Below are 20,847 nucleotides of genomic sequence, written 5' to 3' on the forward strand. Positions count from 1 at the left end.
GTATTTTTATACAGTATTCATGGGAAGTAAAGTGCCATCTTGCACCAATCAGAAAAGATCCAGCTGCTGACCACAGATCCGGTCGAACGACTCGCCGATAAAGGGCAGAATGGCATCGGCAATGGGCCGCAACTGCTTGTCTATGTAGTGTTCGTAATCGATGGCGCTGCGCCGGTACTCCAGCGGCTCTGGGCCATTGAGGGTCATCAGATAGGCGATGGAGCCCCGATGCTGATAACGCAGGGGCAAACCGCGACGCAGGTTCTCCTCATCGGCCAGCCGCGCCGCCCGCACATGGGGTGGCACGTTCTTCTGATACTCCTCGAGCTTCTGGCGCAGCCGTTTGCGGTAGATGAGCAGATCGTCGTGACGACCGGCGCGAGTCTCATCCACCATGGTGCGCACATAGCCGCTGGGATCTTCATCGTGAAACACCAGCTCATAGAGGCGGGTCTGGAATTGCTTGGCCAGCATGGTCCAGTCGGTACGCACCGATTCGAGCCCCTTGAACACCAGCTGTTCACTCCCCTCGCTGGCCTTGCCAACCAGCCCCGCATAGCGCTTCTTGCTGCCCTTCTCCAAGCCGCGGATGGTGGGCATCAGAAAGCGGCGGTAGTGGGTCTCGTACTGGATCTCCAGATAGCTCGGCAGATCGAACTCGCGCTTGATCAGTGCAGCCCAGTTATCGTTGATCATTTGCGCCAGTCGCTGGCCGATCTCGTCCGCCTCATCGGGGCTGGTCTCGCGCCCCAGATGAACGAAAGTGGAGTCGGTATCGCCATAGATCACCTCGAACCCCTTCGCCTCAATCCACTCGCGGGTCTGCTGCATGATGCTGTGGCCACGCAGGGTGATAGATGAGGCAAGGCGCGGATCATAGAAACGGCAGCCCCCCGACCCCAGCACGCCGTAGAAAGAGTTCATGATGATCTTGATGGCCTGGGAGAGCGCCTTGTTGCTGGCGGCCTTGGCCCGATCCCGCGCCGCCCACAAGGTAGCGATGAGCTCCGGCAAGAAGTGCCGCTCGCGGGAGAACATGGCGCCGCGAAAGCCCGGAATAGCGTGCTCGGGATGCTGCAGCCCCTCGATGAGCCCCATGGGGTCGATGCAGAAGGTGCGGATGATGCTGGGATAGAGGCTCTTGAAATCGAGTACCAGCACATGGCGATAGAGACCGGGTTTGGAGTCCATCACATAGCCACCTGGGCTTGCGAGCCCACCGTCGGCTGGCAGATTGGGGGCCACGTAGCCGCCGCGATGGAGCCGCGGCAGATAGAGGTTGGTAAAGGCCGCCACCGAGCCCCCCACCCTGTCCAGCTCCAGGCCGGTGAGGGAGGCGCGTTCAATGGCAAACGGGATGAGGTGGCAGAAATCGAAGATCTCCCACACCAGCTTGCAATCTTCCAGGTTGTAGCGGGCGAGCGCCTCCTTGTCGGAGTGGAACAGTTCGGTGATCTTCTCCCCCCGATTGGCCACATCTTCGATATCCTTGCCACGGCCGAGCAGTTCGCTCGCCACCGCATCCAGGCTATAGCTGGCAAACTGCCAGGTGGCGCTTTTCAGGGTATCGATGCCATCGAGCACCATGCGCCCGGGGATAATGACGTTGCCAGTCTGGGGATCGCCCCGTGACGAGCGCCAGAAGCAGAGCTCGCGCCCCCGCCCGAGCCGCAGCCGCCGCTTGTTAAGCTCGGCGCGGCGTAGCAGCAGGCGAAAGTCAAAATTGACCACGTTCCAACCAATCACCAGGTCGGGGTCATGCAGGCTGAACCAGTTCTCCAGCGCACTCAGCAAGGCGCTCTCGTCCTCTACCCACTGGACCTGAGTGCCCCAGCTCTCGGCATCCGATTCCGGGGTGCCGATCATGATGACCCGCGCATCCTGTTCACTGTAAAGGCCGACCGAGAAGAGGGCACCGTCCATGGCGCACTCCACGTCGAGGGACACCCAGGAGAGGGTTGGCGTCACCGCCTGCGGCGCGCAGCGCGCCTCGTTCACCTCCCAGTAGCCCTGCTTGCCTCCCTTCTTCACCGCCCGGCCATCGAAACGCACACCAGCTGTGATGAAACGCTCCATCAGAAACCGCTCCGGCAGCCGGATATCCGCCTCAAAGTGCTCCAGCCCGCGAATAAGCAGCAGCTCGATGGCGCGGTGAAAGGCACTCAGGGTGGCGAAATAGCAGCCCACCACAGGGCGGCCATCGAAAGTGTGCATCGGCAGGCGGCGAAACCGCCCGCTCACCCCGGCCCCTTTGAATAGCTCGGCGGCTTCTGCCATATGGCTCTGTGGCAAAAAGAACACCGGCTCCTGCCCCGGCACCACCACCCGCACCGGCCCCTGCGCGCTCCAGAGCCACATCACGATTTCGGTGGTTGCAGCCTGCCCGTTGCGACCGCGCACGTCCCGACCGTGGCGGGTCAGGATAAAACCGTCGAGGGGCGGAGTGGCGGGTACGGTGGGCTGGGTTGCAGTCATGAAGCGTAAAGGGGCTGTCCGAGAATAGCACCATTGTACGTTCATACAGTACCTGCTCGCAATCGTCACGCTGGCTGCGAGGCGGGAGTCAAACTGGTAAGCTCGATCCGGTCGTTATTCCCGCCCATCCCGTTCTGACCACTCTTCGCCGACAAAAGGAGTCTTTGTGGCAATCTATTCCCTGCTGGATCAGCTGGCTATCCCCTACCAGCGTGTTGAACATCCCCCGGTGTATACCTGTGAGGAGGCGAGCAGGCTGCTGCCCGACCTGCCCGCCGCCAAGACCAAGAACCTCTTTTTGCGCGACCCGAAAAGCGAGCGGCTGTTTCTGGTGGTGAGTCCGGAGGAGAACCGGGTCGACCTCAAGGGGCTGGCAGCCATGCTCGGGGTCAAACGGCTGAGCTTTGGCTCACCCGAGCGACTCGATGCGGTGCTCGGCCTCACCCCGGGCTCGGTGACCCTGCTCGCCATGGTGCGCGATAGGGGAAAAGCGGTAGAGCTGGTGGTAGACGAAGCCATCTGGCAGGCCGAACAGGTGCAGTGCCATCCGCTGGTCAACACCGCCACTCTGATCATCCGCCTCGACGACGTGCGCCGTCTGCTGACCCATCTGGGCAGGGAGGCCATCGTAATGCGCTTGCCTGCTGCAACCTGCGATTAACACGAGGGCTGGCGGTGGGGGCAACAGTGTCGCCAACACGGCCATATTTCTCGCAGCACAATTGCCCGATAAAACAATAAGATCTCCCTTTATCCCCTGATAAATCGAGTCAGCTGTGGCCATCGTGCAAGAAGTAGAGAGCAAACAGATTCGACCATTTAACCAATTGATCATAGGTTGAATTCATGTTGTGATCGGATCCTGCCAGCGGGCGATACCCCATCGCCCGTTCGTCCACAGGTGACTTCCCAGAGAGCCCCTTGATGCCAAGTCTGTTTTCCTCGGCCCAGTTGTTGAGTCTGGTGCTGTTTGTCACGCTGTCACATGTGGGGGTCGCCACCATTTTCGCCGCCATGTGGCACTCCCATCGCCATATCCGAGCGTTGAGCTACTGGTCTGCGGGGGAACTTGTAATCGCGGGGGCATTCAGTTGCCTGCTGCTGCGCCCCCTTGAGGGAGATGCTTCCCTTGCCAATATTCTCTGCACCAACTTGCTATTGATGACGACAATCCCGCTCTATGAAAGGGGGATGCGTCATTTCTTTCGACGTGAAGCGGACCAGCTGGGCTGGCTGCTTCCCGCCGTTACCCTCGGCGGTTTCGCCCTGTTTGCCCTGACCGCCCTGCAGCACCCCCTCTCTGATGTTCACAGCCGGATCATCGTACTCTCCGGCGTGCTCTCGCTGCAGATTGCGCTGCTTATCTGGCAGCTCTGGCGCTACCAGCGGCTGGTCCCTGTCTATCGGGTACTGCGCTTTGCCATCCTGTTGCTCGGCCTGCAACTGTTATTGCAACTGCTGCGGATCGCCAAACACCTCTGGTACCCCGAACTGGCGGCCAATACCTTCACCGACCCCCTGCTCGGGCCGGTGATACTGCTCAGCCTGCTCTTTACCATCGCCCGCAGTTATCTGCTGCTGAGCCTGGTTCATACACGCCAACAGCACGCGTTAATGCAGGCTCAGCGCAAACTGGAGCTGCGCGCCAATCAGGATGAACTGACCGGCCTGTTCAGCCGCCACTATTTCGAACAACAAGTGGCACAGCGCGGCGGCACAACATCCCCTTGCCAGCTGCTGCTGATCGATCTGGACAACTTCAAGCAGATCAACGACCGCCACGGCCACCCCGCCGGTGATGACATGCTGCGGGCCGTGGGGCAGGTGATCGCCAATACCCTGCCTGCCGAGGGGGTGGCCGGTCGGCTTGGCGGCGATGAGCTGGCGCTGCTGCTCGCGCAGCCACTGGATCTCACTCACTACTGCCACACCCTGCAGCAACAGATCGCCGATGCGACGCGGGAGCTGGCCGGTGGCCCCATCAGCCTCAGCATCGGCCTCACCTCGCTGCATCCTGACGAGGGATTCGAGCACGCTTACCTGCGGGCCGATCGTGCGCTTTACGCCGCCAAACAGACAGGAAGGCAACGGGCCTGTGTGCAGGAGCCCCACCACAGCGAACCGCAGCCACTGCAGCCCGATCATCTTCTCTCATGAGCCCTGCTGGCCGGATAGAATAGATGTCTCCACCATATTGCCAACTCTCTGTCATGCCATCACCCCGACAGGAGTCAACCAGGCAGATAGCACAATAAAAAGAGCGCCCCGGAGGCGCTCTTTTTGCGAACGTGGCAAAACCGTTAGTAGCTGTCTTCCTGCTCAGCCTTTAGCCTGGCCTGACGTGCATAGGCCTCCTCTTCGGCGCTCTCGATCTCCTGCAGCACCGAATCGAGATCGATGGCGGCGCGGCTCTCTTCAAAGTGACCGGTCAGTTCGCTCTCGGGGGTCAGTTTGCCATCTTCAAACAGCGCCCACATCTCCTGGGCATAACGGGTCTTGAGCAGCTCGGGTGCATACATGCCGTAGTAGTTGCGCATGTTGTTGACGTCGCGCTCCAGCATCGCCTTGGCCTGGTTGTTGGCGGCGGCATCCACCACCTGGGGCAGGTCGATGATGACAGGGCCATGTTCATCCACCAGCACGTTGAACTCCGAGAGATCGCCGTGAATAAGGCCGGCGCAGAGCATCCGCACCACATAGCGGATCACCTTGTGGTGATCGATGACCGCCTGCTCGGGAGTGAGCGCCACATCGTTGAGGCGTGGCGCGACATTGCCATCCTCATCGGTGATAAGCTCCATCAAGAGGACGCCATCGAGGCAGATATAAGGCTGTGGCACCCGCACACCGGCCGCCGCCAGCTTGAACAGGGCATCGACTTCGGTGTTCTGCCACACCTCTTCATGCTGCTTGCGACCGTACTTGGAGCCCTTCTCCATGGCGCGAGCATCTCGGCTGCCCCGCACCTTGCGCCCCTCCTGATAGACCACGGCCTGCTTGAAGCTGCGCTTGGATGCCTCTTTATAAACTTTGGCGCAACGGATCTCGTCGCCGCAGCGCACCACATAGACATCGGCTTCTTTGCCGCTCATCAACCGGCTGACGACCTCATCGACCAGGCCGTCATCAACCAGAGGTTGGATTCGATTTGGAATTTTCATGGCCGCCCTTCTACCCTATTTCCGCTCTCGAAGATAGCTCCGCGCACACGCACCTGCCTATCCCTGACATAAGACACCCTGTTATCCCCTGTTTGCGCTGTTTTTGTCCACCCGTTCACCTTAAAAACCACCGGCAACAGACCACATACGAAAGATCTCGATGCCAACAAAATTGGCCCGCAAGCGGGCCAATTTTCAAGGCTCGGGCGGCAAGCCCTGACGAATACGCTGAATACCCGCTTCATAGAGTCCGTCATCCCCCTCCTGATGCTCCAGGGTTTCGAAGATCTTGAGAAACCACATGTACTGCTCGGGATGACGTGCCACCTGCATCTCCACTACCCGGTTCATGGCGTTGACGTCTGCCAGCAGATCGGCGGTGGGATAAGGGTCAAACGGCGGCTCGATCTCCAACAGATAGCACCCCTCATCCTCGTCATAGCTGGCGAAGATGGGCACCGCTCTGGCGCCAGTCAGCTTCACCAGCTTGGGCAGCGCCGGCAGGGTTGCTTTGGGGCGGCCGAAAAAGGGAACAAACACGCTCGCCTCGCGGCCGTGATCCTGATCCGGCAGATAGAAAAAACTGGCGCCAGCGCGGATCGACTTGATCGCCGGCTTGATACCGACACTGCGCTCATAGACCTTGCCCCCTTTGGCCCGCTCGCGGTTGATGTACCAGTCAAAAACCTGATCTTTCGGGCTCTTCATCATGGTGCACATCTCGATGCCCATCATGGAGAAGTAGCGACCAATCATGTCGACCGCCCAGGTATGAGGCACCACCAGGATCACCGGACGGCCTGCGGTCTGCTCCGCTTGCACATGCTCCCAGCCGCTCACCTTGACGCGGCGGGTCAGGCGAGCCTTGCTGCGCCAGCTGAGCTCGCCAAAGCCCATAAAGGTCTTGAGACCGACCCGGATCGATTTGAGCAGCAGTGCCTGCCGTGCGGCGGCGTCCAGCTCGGGAAAACAGATCCTGAGGTTGGTGTCGGCAATATAGGCCTGCTTTTTCGAGAAACGCAGCAGGGTTGGAGAGACCAGATCGGCAAAACGATCCCGCAGCCTTGCAGGAGTAAATGCCAAAAGGGAGAGCAGGCCCAGCGCGCACCAGCTGCCCCACCATTTGGGATGCAGCAGGCGAATATGAAATGAGGTATCAAATACCGGATCTAACGGGGACATGGCGGCCATCAAGTCATCAAAAACAAGCGGTTATTGTAGTTATCCTGACATTTTTTTCTACCCTGAGCAGGCTGTCCGCCGATCAGCAGGTACTGATCAGACGAGTGACCATAAAAAATGGCCCACAACGGGCCATTTCAATAAATCCGGTGTCAGGGTCAACCATGGGGCGACAATCCCTTGCGGATCCGCTGGATCCCCGCTTCGTAGAGGCCATCCGGCCCCTCCTGATCTTCACGGGTATCGAAGATCTTGAGGAACCACATGTACTGGCCCGGATGGCGCGTCAGCTGCTGTTGCACCATATCGTTCATCCGACAGGTATCGGCCATCACCTCCTCGGTGGGATAGTTGTCAAACGGCGCATCTATCTCCAACCGGTAGCAGTGGTGCTCTTCGTCATAGCAGGCGAGTAGCGGCACCGCCTTGGCGCCGCTCACCTGCACCAGACGGGGCAAAGCTGGCAGGGTCGCCTTGGGGTGGCCAAAGAAAGGGGCAAAGATGCTCTTCTCGCGGCCATGATCCTGATCCGGCAAGTAGAAGAAGCTGCGACCACTCTTGATGGTTCGGATCACCGCCTTGATCCCGGCGCTGCGCTCATAGACGCGGCAACCGTTCTTGGCTCGCGCCCGGTTGAGGTGCCAGTCAAACACCGGATTGCGCGCCCGTTTCATCATGGTGCACATCGGCACCCCACGCTGGGTGAAGCAATAACCGGCCGCATCCACCGGCCAGGTGTGGGGAACCACCAGGATCACCGGCCGACCGGCAACCCGCTCAGCCTCGATGTGTTCCCAGCCACTCACCTGCATCCGGCTCATCAGATAACGCTGACTGCGCATGGTGAACTCGCCAAATCCCAGCAAACTCTTGAGGCCGACCCGGATCGAGGTCAGCGCAATGGCATCCCGCTCTTCCGGGCTCTTGTCCGGGAAGCAGATTTCTAGGTTGGTTCTGGCGATATAGATCTGTTTTTTAGAGACGCGAAACACCAGCGGCGCCAGGGCATCGGCCAAACGATCGCGCAATCGTACCGGCACAAACGCCAGCAGCATCAATACGCCGAGGGCCAGCCAACTGAACCAGTAACGGGGATGCAGAAAACGGGTTTCAAAGGAGGAATTAAATACGGGATCTTGGGGAGACATGATTCGGGGTCAAGCAAAAAAGTTGTGCTGCATTGTAGTCATCCTGACAGGTAATACCAGTTAATTCCATGGCCAGCAGCCCGACACGAGCGCGAGGTCAAAGAACCACAAAAAAATGCCCCGCACTACGGGGCATTTTGTTCGTTACACAACCAGAGTGGTGGCTCTTGGTCCAACCATCGTATGACTGGCCGTTTATCCCGTCGCTCTCGGAGCGCACTGCTTGACCATTTTTCGATATCACATCGTCAAGCGTCAGCGATGAGCACCCTGGCGGGTAATGCCGTTATTCATTTCGGTATCACGCTGCGGCAGAAAAAACATCAGGTAACGCAGCGCCACATACCCGACGATCACGGTAGCAACCCCAAGCTCGAAGTGGGCCAGCAATCTTATCTGCTCAACGTAGTGACTCCCTTGCGCAAACCCTTCAACCAGATGGGCTACTTTGAACAGGGCAGTGGCACCGATCACCAGCGGGAAGGTGAAGGCGGCATAACCTGGCGAGAAGGGCAGACGCAGCAATTTGATGAAAGCCAGATAGATGATACCGGTCATCAGAATGGCAATCCCCAGCAGCACGGCCACCAGCAGCAGTGACGGCTCCTGGTTGACGGTCAGGTAACCGGCCAGAGAGAGGCTGGCAGGGGCAGCCAGAATGGCGATGGTCGGTTTGGCGGCATCCGGCACTTCATGACTGAAGATCAGGCGATAGAGCATCAGCGGCAGCATCAGGCCGTAGCAGATGATCCCGAACCAGAGCAGACCGTTGGCCAGCGGCGCAAACTGACCGCCCGGGAAGGCGACGTCAGCCACGATGATCCCCACCGGCGGCACGAACCAGCTCGGCACCATGTGGTGGATTTCAAACTCTTTGGCGCGATGCCAGATAAAAGTGGCCAGGAACAGCAGGTGAACTGCCACGGCAAACAGCCAGAGGGCTTCGCCCGCTTGCGGTGCAATCATACCCAGCGCTTTCGAGACCACCATGGTGCCCATGGCATAGGTCGGTACCACACTACCCACCACGGGGTGAGCGAGATCCTGCAACAGCAGGCGGGGGTGAAGCAGAAACTTGAAGGTCAGGATCACCAGCAGCACGGCCGCAATGGCGGCGCCCAGCAGCTGCATCCGGCCATCGAAGTGACCGGCATTTTCCCAACACCAACCAAGGCTGGCGATGCCCAGCGCCAAACCCGCCATAGGGGTTGGGGCGGCAGCCAGTGATTTACGGGTTCTTGCGATCATGATGACACCTTTCTATTGATGACGATGGCGATAGGATAATGGCCCCTTATCGTTTACGATATCTAAATGAATTGAATCAATCATTCAGGAAAACCAAACACAATGAAACTGACCCTGCAGCAGCTGAAAGTGTTCGCCACCATTGCCCGCTATGGCAATCTTGGCCTTGCCGCCAACGAGCTATGCCTGAGCAAGGGGGCTGTCTCCCAGTCGCTGCAGGAGCTGGAGCGCCAGCTCTCCACCCCGCTGTTTGACCGCATTCACCCCAGATTGCAGCTCAACAACGAGGGGCGCCTGCTGCAACCGGCCGCCGAAGAGCTGCTGACCCGGATGCAGGATATCGAGAACCTGTTCAGCCCCGATGCCGAGCCGAGCGGCCAGTTGCGCCTTGGTGCCAGCCAGACCATCGGCAACTACCTGCTCCCCACCCTGCTCGCCAGCAGCAAACAGGAGCTGGGGCTCCCCCCCAAGGTGACCATCAACAACACTCACCTGCTCTGTCATGCGCTGGCCAACTTCGAGCTGGATATGGCGCTGATCGAGGGGGAGAACCACCACCCCGACCTGCTCGCCGAACCTTGGCTGCAGGACGAGATGCTGGTGGTGGCCCCACCCGGTCACCCGCTTGCCAACAAGAAGGAGCTCTCCCTCTCCCGTCTGGGGGGCGAGACCTGGGTATTGCGTGAAGCGCAATCGGGCAGTCGCGAGCAATTTATCCAGCAGATCCAGCCCGAGCTGCCCCGCTGGCAACCAGGGCTTGAACTCAACACCCTGGAGGCGGTGATGCTGGCGGTGGAGAAGGGGCTTGGCATCTCCTTTATCTCCCGGCTGGCAGCCTCGGATCGCCTGGCAGATGGGCGACTGATCGCCCTGCCCCTCTCCCGTCGCTTCCCGCGCCAGCTCTCCCTTATCTGGCACAAGCAGAAGTACCACTCCACCTCCCTGCGCCACTTTATCCACTTCTGCCGAGCTCAGGTGAAGGATGCCGAGGTGAGCCACGCAGAGTAACGCCCGCTCGGAGCGCCGCTGGCCGGCCCGCCCGCCAATGACAGAAAAAGCAGAGAGGGAGCCACGGCTCCCTCTCTTTGATTCACCTGTTCGGTATCACTGCGCCAGACTGCGCAACCAGCTGATCTCCTCACCCCAGATGGACTCGTCTATAGTTTCGAGGATAAGCGGAATGCGATCGAAGCGATCATCATTCATGATGTGGTGGAATACCGCCTCCCCCAGATTGCCCTCGCGCAAGCTGTGATGGCGATCGACCCGGCTGCCGAAGGTGCACTTGGCACCGTTGATATGCATCCCCTTGAGATAGTGAAAACCCACCGTGCGGTCGAACTCGGCAAAGACGGCGGCACAGCTCTCGGCGGTGCGCAGATCGTAGCCGGCGGCAAAGGCGTGGCAGGTATCGAAACAGATCCCGACCCGGCTCTTGTCCTCCACCCCCTCGATGATGGTGGCGAGGTGCTCGAACGACCAGCCGAGATTGGTCCCCTGCCCGGCGGTGTTCTCGATCACCGCCGTTACCCCTTCACTGCGCTCCAGTGCCCAGTTGATCGACTCGCTCACCAGCTTGAGGCTGGCCGCCTCTGGGATCTGCTTGAGATGGCTACCTGGATGGAAGTTCAGATAGCAAAGCCCCAGCTGCTCACAGCGCTTCATCTCATCGAGAAACGCATCGCGGGATTTTGCCAGAGCATCGGGATCCGGGTGGCCCAGGTTGATGAGATAGCTGTCGTGGGGCAGGATCTGCTGCGGCAGAAAACCGGCCTTGTCACAGGCCGCCTTGAAGGCGCGGATGGTGGCATCCGACAAGGGGGCCGCCTGCCACTGACGCTGATTCTTGGTAAAGAGGGCAAACGCGTTGGCCCCGATGGCCTGGGCACGGGCGATGGTATTCTCCACCCCGCCGGCCGCACTGACGTGGGCTCCGATATATTTCATACAATCTCCTCAATACGGCAAGCCGCCATTATGCCGATCCCGCCCCTCCGGGCCAAACCGGGATATCCGATAGCAGGTATCGACAAATAGCGCCCCCTTCTGCGAGGCGTAGCAATTCACGACGTAATTTACCTGTGTGGTGGCCACCTCTCCCCACAAGGGGGCTGATCCATCCGGTCCATACCTGCATAGCATGCATAAAAAACGCAGCGCTATCGCACGGGCGATAACTGCTGCGTTTTGGGGTCCCTCGGACGTATCCCTTGCCATGGCCAGAATGGCTAGCGACAAGGGAGCAAGAATGCGCGGGGAAAGTCGCCTTAGAACGGCATCTTGAACCCTGGCGGCAGTTGCATGCCACCGGTCAGTTCGCCCATTTTGGTCTTATTCTGCTCTTCCACGCGGCGCACGGCATCGTTGCAAGCGGCGGCAACCAGATCTTCCAGCAGCTCTTTGTCATCTTCCATCAGGGAGGGATCGATCTCGATGCGACGGACGCTGTGGCTACCAGTCATGGTGACCTTGACCATGCCGGCACCGGCTTCACCGGTCACTTCCATCTGGGCAAGCTGCTCTTGCATCTTCTGCATACGCTCTTGCATCTGCTGGGCCTGTTTCATCAGGTTACCCATTCCACCTTTACCAAACATATGTCGTCTCTCGTCTTGAAATCCGGCATCCAGCGCCGGGCTGTGGGCTTGTCTGTCCTAGATGGGGACAGCCAAACTGCTTTTCAACCGGGAGCCAGCTCCCGGCCACGGAATTTAGCGGTTGAGGGGCTCGATGCTCTCGTGATGGAGCACGGCACCAAACCGCTGAACTAAAAACTGTACGTTGGGATCCTGCTCCAGATCCCGGGTCACCTGCTCGCGTACCCCCAGATAGAGGCGATGCTCGATCTCAAGGGGAGTCTCCTTGTCAGGCACCACACCGAGCGTTACCTCGACCTGTACCGGTTGCCCCAGCGCAGGCCCGATGATCTCGGCCAGATCGGCGCGCGCCTTGTCGCTCACCAGATGGCGCTGCTCGGGCTTGAGGGTTAGCAGGACTTTATCCCCTTCCCGCGTCATCACCGAGTTGATGGCGAGCTGGCGCAGCCGACCACCCACCTGGGTGTGAGCAATCAACTCGGCCCAAGCGTCACCACAACCATTGAGCAACGAGGAGGGAATAAGGCGGGTCGCCTCCCCCTCTTGCGGCTCGCTGTCGCTCTCGAGCTCATCCCAGTCGATGGTCTCCATCACCGGCTGAGGAGGAGCAGGCTCACTCTCGAGTTGAACCTGGGGCAGTAGAGCTGGTGCCAGCGGTGCTGGTTCCTGACGAACGCTATCATGCCAAGCAGGCTGCCCCTCCAGATCCCAGGGTGGCAGATCGGTCGGCTGCGCGGGTTGGATCGCAGTAGGTGTGGTGTGATTGGATGAACTACGAACAGGATCCGGCACTGGCGAGGCCATAAAGCTCTGGCTGAGGTACTCCTCGTAATCCCCGTTATCGCTGGACTCGTCGTAGCTGTCGGTATAGAGATCCACCGGTGGCTGCTCGCCAAACTGCCCCATGGCGGAGCCACTTGGGGTTGCAGCCTGACTGATAGCAGACGACGCTGCACGCTTCGCATCTGGCGCAGGGACAGCAGCCTGACGCACAGGCACAACCGGCACCGCACGGGGCGCAGGTGCTGGCGCGCTGCTCTCTCCACGTTGACGACTACGCAGCATATTGCGCTTGCCCAGCAGACTCTGCATGGTCGACACCGCCGAGACTGGCTCAAGCACTTCCGGAGCTGGCGCAGTCGAAGCGCAATTCATCTGTACAGGCGCCATCTCCCCTGCAGCCATCTGAGCGGCGTCACTTGGTACCGAAAGTGTCGGGTTTGCAGCAGCCCTCTCTCCCCAACTCGCAGCGTCAACCGCCATGCCGCTATTCACGCCAGAGAGCGTGGCCGACTCGGCCTGATAACCCATACCGGTCGCCTCGCGCAGCAGCTCATCCTGCTGACTGAACAGCTCGGCGGCTTGCGCCTCTTCCTCGCTGTCTGCGAGGTTGCCGGTGTCATCAGTCATCGCAGGCAGGGAAAGATCCACCACGGGCACAGCACTGGTAGCAACAGGGCTGGCTAACGGTGCAGGCACGGCGCCGCTGATCGGTGCCGGAGCGGCCGATTCAGCGGCCGGGCGCTTTCCCGGCAAAGAGACTACCGGAGTTGCACTGCTTGTCATTGACGGGGGCAATGCGGTGAGGCTGGCAGGATGCAGGGCATCGCGCCTTGGCGAGAAGGCGAGCATCCGCAGGCAGGTCATCTCCAGCGCGGTGCGGCCATCAGGTGCCCAGGGCAGATCTTTGCGGCCACCCAGCACAATCTGGTAGCAGAGCTGCACCTCTTCCGGGCTCATCGCCTTGGCCAGTTGCAGCAGGGCATCAGCATCCGCCCCCTGCTCCTGCACGCTGGCAGGTAGCAGCTGGGCCATGGCTATGCGATGGAGCAAGCCTTCCAGCTCTGCGTGGAGCTGATCAAAATCGGGACCAAGGGTGGCGATCTCGGTGATCTTGGCCATGGTTGCCGGCGCATCTTGCCGCAAAATGGCTTCCAGCAGCTGGTGCAGATGACGGTGATCGAGCGTACCCAGCATGGTTAGCACGCTGTCGAGGCGGACACTACCATTGCCGTGGGCCAGCGCCTGATCGGTCAGGCTCAGGGCATCGCGCATACTACCGTCAGCCGCTTTGGCCAAGGCCAGCAGGGCGCGCGGTTCGAAGGGTTGGCCCTCCTGATCCAGCACCCATTCGAGCTGCTTAGCGATCTGGGTCTGATCCAGACTCTTCAGATGAAACTGCAGGCAGCGCGAGAGAATGGTAATGGGCAGCTTCTGCGGATCCGTGGTGGCCAGCAGAAACTTCACATAGGGGGGCGGCTCTTCCAGGGTTTTCAGCAGCGCGTTGAAGCTGTGGCGCGACAACATGTGCACTTCGTCGATGAGATAGACCTTGAAGCGACCGCGGGCCGGACGGTACTGCACGTTGTCGAGCAGCTCGCGGGTATCTTCCACCTTGGTGCGGGACGCCGCGTCAATCTCCAGCAGGTCGACAAAGTTGCCCTGATCGATCTCGCGGCAGGTATCGCAGACGCCACACGGATGGCTGCTGATCCCCTGCTCGCAGTTGAGGCTCTTGGCCAGAATACGGGCGATGGTGGTTTTGCCGACGCCGCGGGTGCCGCTCAGCAGATAGGCGTGATGCAGCCGTCCCTGATCCAGGGCGTTGGTCAGGGCAGTCAGCACATGTTGCTGACCAACCACTTGTTCAAACGTATGGGGGCGCCATTTACGCGCCAGAACCTGATAGCTCATAAATCCATCATGCAGGGAAGACAGGGCATTGAGGCCGGATGCTAACACAAATGGCGGGCTGGCTGTATCGGCTATCGGTCAGAGCGGGAGGGATCGCTTGATTTTCAAACCGATGCCCACATAGGCATCGGTTCAACGCAGGCCCGATGCAGAGGATCGGGCCGAAGAGGCATTACTCGCCAGCCAGTTCGACCAGTGAGACCACCTTGATACCAGAGGCAGTCAGGCGGGCATCACCACCGAGAGAGGGCAGGGAGATGATGAAGGCCGCATCGGCCACTTCACCACCGGCACGGCGGATCAGCTTGACGGTGGCATCGACGGTACCGCCAGTGGCGAGCAGATCGTCCACTACCAGTACCTTGTCACCGGGCACGATGGCATCGGTGTGCAGTTGCAGAGTATCGGTGCCGTACTCGAGGGCATAGGACTCCTCGATCACTTCGCGGGGCAGCTTTCCCGGCTTGCGGACCGGCACAAAGCCCAGCCCCATGGCATAGGCAACCGGCGCGCCAAAGATGAAGCCGCGAGCTTCGGTGCCAACAATCTTGGTGATCCCTTGATCACGATAATGATTGGCCAGCAGATCGATGGTGGCCTTGAAGGCCTCGGCGTTCTCAATCAGGCTGGTGATGTCACGAAACAGAATGCCCGGCTTCGGATAGTCGGGAATGGTCTTGATGCTTGCTTCGATAAATTTCAGGGTTTCCGGATTCATGTGTTGACCGCTTATTTTTTTGACCCAGGGGTGGCCATTTTTTCTCAATTCCCTTCTGCGGGAAATAAAAAAGCCTGTCACGCAAAAATGACAGGCCGACTCCATAGCATTATTGCTGCAATAGCTTAGGGACTTCACTTCACCATTGCAACTGGCTCCAGCACCGGCAGGCGCATTAACCAAGTGAGCAGGATCACCATTATGATAACCAGCAACCCCTTGACCCACAGCAGTGGCACCACCGCCAGCGACACCGAGAAGGTGAGCAGAATGAAGATAATGGCGCGCCGCCGTGCATGACGGCGAATACCGCGATACTGCTGCCAGTCTGCAATGGGTGGGCCAAACCAGGGATGGGCCAGCAGCCAGTGGTGAAAACGGGGGGACGAGCGGGCAAATAGCGCCGCCGCCAGCAGCATGAAGGGCGTGGTCGGCAACAGGGGCAGCACTATGCCGATGATGCCAGTTACGAATGCCAGCCAGCCCAACCCCATCAAACACCAACGTTTCATCGCAGCCCCTCTTGCATGCTCTTGCGCCATCCTAACAGGATCAGCCCCCATGTTGACAACGATTCCCATTATCACGGCAACTGATGCCCCGGATTACAGGGCTTGTGAACCAGTAATGACCTGAACCTGCCCATTCCCATGGCGTGACGGCTGACAACCAGCCCCGTTACCACTACAATCTGCGCTCTTTTTTCTCTGTTTGTCCTTCGGAACCGGTTATGCGCGTTATTTTGGCCCCCATGCAAGGGGTGCTGGATCACCTGATGCGGGAGGTACTCACCTCCGTCAATGATTACGACCTCTGCGTGAGTGAATTTATCCGGGTGGTCGACCAACTGCTGCCCGCCAAGGTGTTCCATCGCCTCTGCCCTGAACTGCTGCAAGATGGCAAAACCCGCGCAGGCACCCCGGTGCGGGTGCAATTGCTGGGGCAACATCCCGAGTGGCTGGCCGAGAACGCTGTGCGCGCCATCGAGCTCGGTTCCCCGGGGGTCGATCTCAACTTCGGCTGCCCCGCCCCCACGGTCAACAAGAGCAAGGGCGGTGCGGTGCTGCTCAAAGAGCCCGAGACCATCTACCGCATCGTCAAAGCGGTACGCGAGGCAGTGCCCGCCCATCTGCCGGTGAGCGCCAAAATTCGGCTCGGTTACGATGACAAGGAGCTCTATCTGGAGAACGCCCAGGCTGTCTTCCAGGGGGGCGCCAACGAGCTGGCCGTTCATGCGCGCACCAAGCGCGAAGGGTACAAGGCCCCCGCCCACTGGGAGTATGTGGACGCCATTCGCCGCGCCCTGCCCATCCCCGTCACCGCCAACGGCGAAATTTGGGATCACAAAGATGCCCTCACCTGTGCCAGCGTCTCTGGCTGCGATGCCCTGATGGTAGGGCGCGGCGCCATCTCCCTGCCCAATCTGGCCAATGTGATGAAAACCGGCTGCCCGCACATGAGCTGGGCCGAGGTGCTGCAGCTGATGGTGAGCTACACCGAGCAGGATCTGGCCAGCGAAAAAGCCGACTACTACCCCAGCCGTATCAAGCAGTGGTTCAGCTATCTCAAGCGGGAATATCCCGAAGCGGACCTGCTGTTTCAGGAGATCAGGATACTCAAAGAGACCGACCCCATCCGCGATGCCCTGCTGCAAGCGGCCAAAAGCCACGGCTAACCACGTTTAACTTGACGCATGTCATCTTGATAGAGTTATCGGATCCCTATACTGCCCCGAAACTGCTGTCTGTCCTGTGGGGGATAATGTGTGTGAAATGACGCAAGCACAGCTGGCTGGCTGGCGTAATCGCCTGCTGTCCGACTGGGCCCAAGAACGAGAAACGCTGATCGGTCAGCTCAAAGCCTGCCGCCGTGATGAATGGGCCGAACAGGTCGGTCACTGCGAGCAGGATCAACTTGTAGAACTGACCAGTCGGCTTGATCTGCCGAAGGTAGAGCAGAGCGTGGCCCGCCTCAAGCGGATCGATGCAGCACTCTGCCAGATGGATCTCGGCCTCTATGGCCTCTGCTCCGATTGTGAAGAGCCGCTGGCCATTGAACAGCTGGAACAGGATCCGACCCTGCAACGCTGCCCGCGCTGCGAAGCCCGTTATCGCAAGGGATTCCACGCCCACGAGCTCTGAAAGATGCACCTGCCGGTGCATCCTCTCTTTACCGTATCACTGGTGACACTCCCATTCCTGTCCAATACTCGACTATATGAGCCGGTTCGAGGGGATGAGTCGTGTACAGACTCTTGTTGTTATGGTGTTTATGCTGCCAGGTTACTGCACAGGAGTCTTTGGTCGTTGGCTGGAGCAACTGGCAACCGTTCAGCTATCGCAACGAACAGCATCAGTTGCAAGGGTTGGATATCGAACTGCTCAACGCCATCCTGCAGCGGGCTGACTATCAACCCCGTTTCATTGAAATGCCATGGACCCGGGTACTGCACGAATTAGAATTTGGCACGGTACAACTGGCCATGTCAGCCAACATCACCATCGAACGGCAGCAATATGCCCGCTTCAGCCACCCCTATCGGGAAGAGGAAACGGTCATCATCATCCGCAAAGAGGATGAACCGCGCTGGCGCAAGATCACGACTCTGGAGCAGCTGATCAACACTCCCGATTTTCATATCGGCCTGCTCAAGGGGTTTGACTACGGTGAGGCGTTCCGCCGCCTTGTCGCCGACCCCAAAGTTCAACCTCGGCTGCAGGAACGGTTCACGTTGGAGCAACTGCTCAAGATGCTCAATGGCGGGCGGATCCAGGGGTTTATCCTCGACCCGAACAGCTTGCAAGAGTGGAAAGATCAGGGCATTACCTTGAAACAGCTCCATATCCTGCTTCGTATCGAGCGCACCCCAGTCCATCTTATGCTCAGCAAAAAGAGCACATCGCAAGCACAGCTGGATCGACTCAATCAGGCGATTGACCAACTCAAGCAAAGTCCAGAATATCAACAGATCCTGACCCGCTACACCCATACCTCGCTCGCAGAATAACAACAGGAGAGCCGATGGCTCTCCTGTTCTCTAAGCGGGTTCCTTTCAACGGCACATCATGCACAACTTAATCTTCACTCCTGACCGAGCACGATGTCAGTTAGATGGGAGAAGTGATGGATCTCGTGGGTGGCATCACATTCGTCACCCTGCTTGCGCGGGTTATACCAACAGGTAGCAAGCCCCTGTGCAGCCGCACCGGCAATATCGGTCTTGGGATTGTCACCCACCATCAGCACTCTGGCAGGATCCGGAGCCCCCATCAGCGAGAGGGTGTGCTGGAAAATGGCTGGCGCCGGTTTGGTCACCCGGATCTCGTCGGAGATCACCAGCGGCTCGAACCATTCGCTCCAACCCAGTTTACCGAGCCGCCCCCGCTGAGGCACGCTGAAACCATTGGTGATGATCCCCATCCGCACCTTGCTGCGTAGCTGCTGCAGGGTCTCGACCACCCCTTCGAGAGGCATGCTAAGGGCAATGATCTGCTCCAGAAAGGTGTTGTTCATCGCCATGGGATCGGCGGCAACCTGCTGGGCAAAGAGGGAGAAGCGGGTCTGCTGCAACGCCGTTGCATCGATCTCGCCGTCGTTGTATTGCTGCCAGAGCCCGTGGTTGAGAGCGTGGTATTGCGCCATACTGGCGTCATCAGCCTGTACGCCATAGATCTGCAGAGTGTGCGTCAGCGCAGAGGCGACCGGAAAATCGAGCAGGGTTTCATCCAAATCGAACAGCACCCAGTCATAGCTTGGTTGTTTCACATAAATCCTTGTTATCATTCAGATTGTTCAGAGGCTTGGCGACCTACTCTGCCAAGCGGGCTGGCCAGCAGATCCAGCGTGAGACGCACACCAAAGCCGGTCACTTCGCTGGAGACCACCCCATTGCCCCCCTTGTTGCGAAAACCGCTCAGGTCGAAGTGCAGCCAGGGGGTCTGCTCGGGCACGAAGTGGGCGAGGAAACGGGCCGCATCAATGTGATCCGGCGAACTGCCCGGCGCACACTGCAACAGATCGGCCCACTCGCTCTCGATGTTGTCGTCGAAATCGTCATCAAGCGGGAAGGGCCAAACTCGCTCGCCACTGTGCTGACCCAGCTTGACCAGTGATGCCAGCCATTCACTGCGATTGGTAAAGACGCCACTATAGCGGCTGCCCAGCGCCCGCTTGCACGCCCCGGTCAGGGTCGCATAATCGATCAGCAGATCAGGGGTATCCTGCGCCGCCATTACCAGGGTATCGGCCAGCACCATTCGCCCTTCAGCATCGGTATCAACCACCTCTATGGAGATGCCATTGATAGCGGTCACCACTTCACCTGGACGATAGGCGTGAGGGCCGATATGGTTCTCGGCAATGGCCAGCCAGCAGTGCACCTCGTAGGGTAATTGAGCACGGCTGATGGCGTAGAGAGCACCCAGCGCCACTGCGCTACCCCCCATATCGAGATGCATGCCATACATGCTGCCGGAAACTTTGAGGTTATAGCCCCCGGAGTCATGGCAGATCCCCTTGCCCACCAGCGCAATACGGCGCACCGGCTTGGGTGGGTAGTAGCTGAGCTTGACCATGGCACCCTGATTATCTTCCGAGCCACGGGCGACGGCCAAAAAGGCGCCGGCCCCCAGCTCGGCCAACTGTGCCTGATCATAGTGATGGCACTGCCAACCTTCGTCATGGGCAAGCTGGCTGACAAACTCGCGATAGCTGGCCGCCGTCAGCTCGGAGGCGGGCAACACCGCCAGATGACGGGCCAATCCATTGCCCCCCGCTTCGCTATAGATACGAGCCAGATCCAGCACCACCGCAGGAGAAACAGACAACTGCTGATAGCTCCAGCCACTTCCGCTGCGGCTTTTGCTGGTCGGCAACGAAAGGTTGGCGGCCAACAGAGCGGACAACATCAATTCTGCCAGCATCACCCGCTCGGAGGGGGAAAAACCTTCCAGATGCAGCCCGAGCCGTTCAACCTTGAGCCCGGAAAGAGGGGCTATCCAGCCTCTGACCTGCTTATAAAGACGGTGATCCCGCGTCACATTGCCAGCCACAAATATGACCAGCAACAGGGTGGAACCATGCATCAGGGTGAAGGGTGCTTTTTGCCCAAGCGCCAACTGGGTGTTGATCCCCGACAGGGCTGGTAACGACAGTAATGCCTCCTTCTGCTCTTCGGCGATCAGCAGCAGTTGCAACGGCAGTCCCTGGGCAAGGGCTTCGGCCAGCGTGGCATCCCGGCTTTCAATAGCAGGAGGAAGATAAGTGAAGGGTGTGATCACAGGCGAGAGCCTCATCCATGAAGAGATACCTGATGATACCCAACAAATGGTTGATACGACCAGTTTTGGTCTTGAAAAAGCGTCAGAAATAGCAGCAATCACCAGATGGTGACGAGCATCAAGAAGGATTGTTCAATGATTGGCAATGCAGGAAGGTAACGTTCAGAGAATTGGTTGCGGGGGCCGGATTTGAACCGACGACCTTCGGGTTATGAGCCCGACGAGCTACCGGGCTGCTCCACCCCGCGTCCGAATTGTCACCCTCAAGCCGAGCAGTAGCTTGATGGCGTTTGTCTACTTTCGATTCTTTACACAATCGCAAGCTGACGAAAAGTTGGTTGCGGG

Annotated in this window: 18 protein-coding genes and 1 tRNA gene; 6 read left to right on the plus strand and 13 right to left on the minus strand. The window is 59.2% G+C overall.

The features are described 5' to 3' along the window. Window positions 1-48: 48 nt before the first annotated feature. Window positions 49-2,475 (minus strand): DNA polymerase II, encoded by a 2,427-nt coding sequence (locus tag G5149_RS10145; protein WP_270904849.1) that lies wholly within the window; start codon window positions 2,473-2,475, stop codon window positions 49-51. A gap of 166 nt (window positions 2,476-2,641) precedes the next feature. Between G5149_RS10145 and G5149_RS10150 the strand changes: the two genes are divergently transcribed. Continuing rightward, on the plus strand, window positions 2,642-3,136 hold the full coding sequence (locus G5149_RS10150) for a prolyl-tRNA synthetase associated domain-containing protein (RefSeq protein ID WP_421212381.1): 495 nt from the start codon (window positions 2,642-2,644) through the stop codon (window positions 3,134-3,136). 263 nt (window positions 3,137-3,399) lie between these two features. Next, window positions 3,400-4,632, plus strand: a complete 1,233-nt coding sequence (locus G5149_RS10155; protein WP_337073819.1) for a GGDEF domain-containing protein — start codon at window positions 3,400-3,402, stop codon at window positions 4,630-4,632. Window positions 4,633-4,775: 143 nt separating this feature from the next. On the opposite strand, the gene G5149_RS10160 is transcribed toward G5149_RS10155, so the two are convergent. The 4 genes from G5149_RS10160 to G5149_RS10175 all read right to left on the minus strand — a co-directional run bounded on the left by G5149_RS10160 (window position 4,776) and on the right by G5149_RS10175 (window position 9,214). Continuing rightward, entirely contained in the window at window positions 4,776-5,636 is an 861-nt protein-coding gene (locus tag G5149_RS10160; RefSeq protein ID WP_005346020.1) for a PA4780 family RIO1-like protein kinase, read from the minus strand. 195 nt (window positions 5,637-5,831) lie between these two features. After that, window positions 5,832-6,827 (minus strand): lauroyl-Kdo(2)-lipid IV(A) myristoyltransferase, encoded by a 996-nt coding sequence (locus G5149_RS10165; protein WP_337073820.1) that lies wholly within the window; start codon window positions 6,825-6,827, stop codon window positions 5,832-5,834. Between the two features lie 149 nt (window positions 6,828-6,976). Then, on the minus strand, window positions 6,977-7,966 hold the full coding sequence (gene lpxM / locus G5149_RS10170; protein WP_337073821.1) for a lauroyl-Kdo(2)-lipid IV(A) myristoyltransferase: 990 nt from the start codon (window positions 7,964-7,966) through the stop codon (window positions 6,977-6,979). A gap of 255 nt (window positions 7,967-8,221) precedes the next feature. Further along, window positions 8,222-9,214: a TDT family transporter gene (locus G5149_RS10175; RefSeq protein WP_216978873.1), complete on the minus strand. Its 993-nt coding sequence runs from the start codon at window positions 9,212-9,214 to the stop codon at window positions 8,222-8,224. Between the two features lie 102 nt (window positions 9,215-9,316). On the opposite strand from G5149_RS10175, the gene G5149_RS10180 reads away from it, so the two are divergent. Then, entirely contained in the window at window positions 9,317-10,222 is a 906-nt protein-coding gene (locus G5149_RS10180; protein WP_335840825.1) for a LysR substrate-binding domain-containing protein, read from the plus strand. A gap of 96 nt (window positions 10,223-10,318) precedes the next feature. Here the strand turns inward: G5149_RS10180 and nfo are convergent, their stop codons facing one another. The 5 genes from nfo to G5149_RS10205 all read right to left on the minus strand — a co-directional run bounded on the left by nfo (window position 10,319) and on the right by G5149_RS10205 (window position 15,735). Beyond that, complete coding sequence (nfo, locus tag G5149_RS10185) at window positions 10,319-11,161, minus strand: deoxyribonuclease IV (protein WP_216978875.1); 843 nt, start codon at window positions 11,159-11,161, stop codon at window positions 10,319-10,321. A gap of 320 nt (window positions 11,162-11,481) precedes the next feature. Continuing rightward, window positions 11,482-11,811 (minus strand): YbaB/EbfC family nucleoid-associated protein, encoded by a 330-nt coding sequence (locus G5149_RS10190; RefSeq protein ID WP_041210739.1) that lies wholly within the window; start codon window positions 11,809-11,811, stop codon window positions 11,482-11,484. A gap of 114 nt (window positions 11,812-11,925) precedes the next feature. Beyond that, window positions 11,926-14,505 (minus strand): DNA polymerase III subunit gamma/tau, encoded by a 2,580-nt coding sequence (gene dnaX, locus G5149_RS10195; protein WP_421212382.1) that lies wholly within the window; start codon window positions 14,503-14,505, stop codon window positions 11,926-11,928. Window positions 14,506-14,677: 172 nt separating this feature from the next. Further along, window positions 14,678-15,223 (minus strand): adenine phosphoribosyltransferase, encoded by a 546-nt coding sequence (gene apt / locus G5149_RS10200; protein ID WP_288728721.1) that lies wholly within the window; start codon window positions 15,221-15,223, stop codon window positions 14,678-14,680. 134 nt (window positions 15,224-15,357) lie between these two features. Beyond that, complete coding sequence (locus G5149_RS10205) at window positions 15,358-15,735, minus strand: YbaN family protein (protein ID WP_236348754.1); 378 nt, start codon at window positions 15,733-15,735, stop codon at window positions 15,358-15,360. A 218-nt stretch (window positions 15,736-15,953) separates the two neighbouring features. Between G5149_RS10205 and dusC the strand changes: the two genes are divergently transcribed. The 3 genes from dusC to G5149_RS10220 all read left to right on the plus strand — a co-directional run bounded on the left by dusC (window position 15,954) and on the right by G5149_RS10220 (window position 18,230). Continuing rightward, window positions 15,954-16,898: a tRNA dihydrouridine(16) synthase DusC gene (gene dusC / locus G5149_RS10210; RefSeq protein WP_288728722.1), complete on the plus strand. Its 945-nt coding sequence runs from the start codon at window positions 15,954-15,956 to the stop codon at window positions 16,896-16,898. Window positions 16,899-16,995: 97 nt separating this feature from the next. Then, entirely contained in the window at window positions 16,996-17,364 is a 369-nt protein-coding gene (locus G5149_RS10215) for a TraR/DksA family transcriptional regulator (protein WP_005346040.1), read from the plus strand. A 158-nt stretch (window positions 17,365-17,522) separates the two neighbouring features. Further along, complete coding sequence (locus tag G5149_RS10220; protein WP_232307774.1) at window positions 17,523-18,230, plus strand: substrate-binding periplasmic protein; 708 nt, start codon at window positions 17,523-17,525, stop codon at window positions 18,228-18,230. 74 nt (window positions 18,231-18,304) lie between these two features. Here the strand turns inward: G5149_RS10220 and yjjG are convergent, their stop codons facing one another. The 3 genes from yjjG to G5149_RS10235 all read right to left on the minus strand — a co-directional run bounded on the left by yjjG (window position 18,305) and on the right by G5149_RS10235 (window position 20,750). Continuing rightward, window positions 18,305-18,988 carry a pyrimidine 5'-nucleotidase gene (yjjG, locus tag G5149_RS10225; protein ID WP_421212383.1) on the minus strand — a complete coding sequence of 228 codons (684 nt, stop codon included), beginning with the start codon at window positions 18,986-18,988 and terminating at the stop codon, window positions 18,305-18,307. A gap of 14 nt (window positions 18,989-19,002) precedes the next feature. Beyond that, complete coding sequence (locus G5149_RS10230) at window positions 19,003-20,502, minus strand: leucyl aminopeptidase family protein (protein ID WP_337073826.1); 1,500 nt, start codon at window positions 20,500-20,502, stop codon at window positions 19,003-19,005. Window positions 20,503-20,673: 171 nt separating this feature from the next. Next, window positions 20,674-20,750, minus strand: a tRNA-Met gene (locus tag G5149_RS10235). Between the last annotated feature and the right edge of the window lie 97 nt (window positions 20,751-20,847).

Origin of the sequence: Aeromonas sp. 600479 (assembly GCF_049175515.1) — a bacterium.
GTDB classification, from domain to species: Bacteria; Pseudomonadota; Gammaproteobacteria; order Enterobacterales; family Aeromonadaceae; genus Aeromonas; species Aeromonas veronii_A.

Bases quoted from the DNA above. Each gene is read 5' to 3' on its own strand.
- G5149_RS10160 (WP_005346020.1), bottom strand. From the start codon at position 5,636: ATGAAAATTCCAAATCGAATCCAACCTCTGGTTGATGACGGCCTGGTC.
- G5149_RS10175 (WP_216978873.1), bottom strand. From the start codon at position 9,214: ATGATCGCAAGAACCCGTAAATCACTGGCTGCCGCCCCAACCCCTATG.
- G5149_RS10205 (WP_236348754.1), bottom strand. From the start codon at position 15,735: ATGAAACGTTGGTGTTTGATGGGGTTGGGCTGGCTGGCATTCGTAACT.
- G5149_RS10155 (WP_337073819.1), top strand. From the start codon at position 3,400: ATGCCAAGTCTGTTTTCCTCGGCCCAGTTGTTGAGTCTGGTGCTGTTT.
- dnaX (WP_421212382.1), bottom strand. From the start codon at position 14,505: ATGAGCTATCAGGTTCTGGCGCGTAAATGGCGCCCCCATACGTTTGAA.
- apt (WP_288728721.1), bottom strand. From the start codon at position 15,223: ATGAATCCGGAAACCCTGAAATTTATCGAAGCAAGCATCAAGACCATT.
- G5149_RS10215 (WP_005346040.1), top strand. From the start codon at position 16,996: ATGACGCAAGCACAGCTGGCTGGCTGGCGTAATCGCCTGCTGTCCGAC.
- G5149_RS10145 (WP_270904849.1), bottom strand. From the start codon at position 2,475: ATGACTGCAACCCAGCCCACCGTACCCGCCACTCCGCCCCTCGACGGT.
- lpxM (WP_337073821.1), bottom strand. From the start codon at position 7,966: ATGTCTCCCCAAGATCCCGTATTTAATTCCTCCTTTGAAACCCGTTTT.
- nfo (WP_216978875.1), bottom strand. From the start codon at position 11,161: ATGAAATATATCGGAGCCCACGTCAGTGCGGCCGGCGGGGTGGAGAAT.
- G5149_RS10165 (WP_337073820.1), bottom strand. From the start codon at position 6,827: ATGGCCGCCATGTCCCCGTTAGATCCGGTATTTGATACCTCATTTCAT.
- dusC (WP_288728722.1), top strand. From the start codon at position 15,954: ATGCGCGTTATTTTGGCCCCCATGCAAGGGGTGCTGGATCACCTGATG.
- G5149_RS10180 (WP_335840825.1), top strand. From the start codon at position 9,317: ATGAAACTGACCCTGCAGCAGCTGAAAGTGTTCGCCACCATTGCCCGC.
- G5149_RS10190 (WP_041210739.1), bottom strand. From the start codon at position 11,811: ATGTTTGGTAAAGGTGGAATGGGTAACCTGATGAAACAGGCCCAGCAG.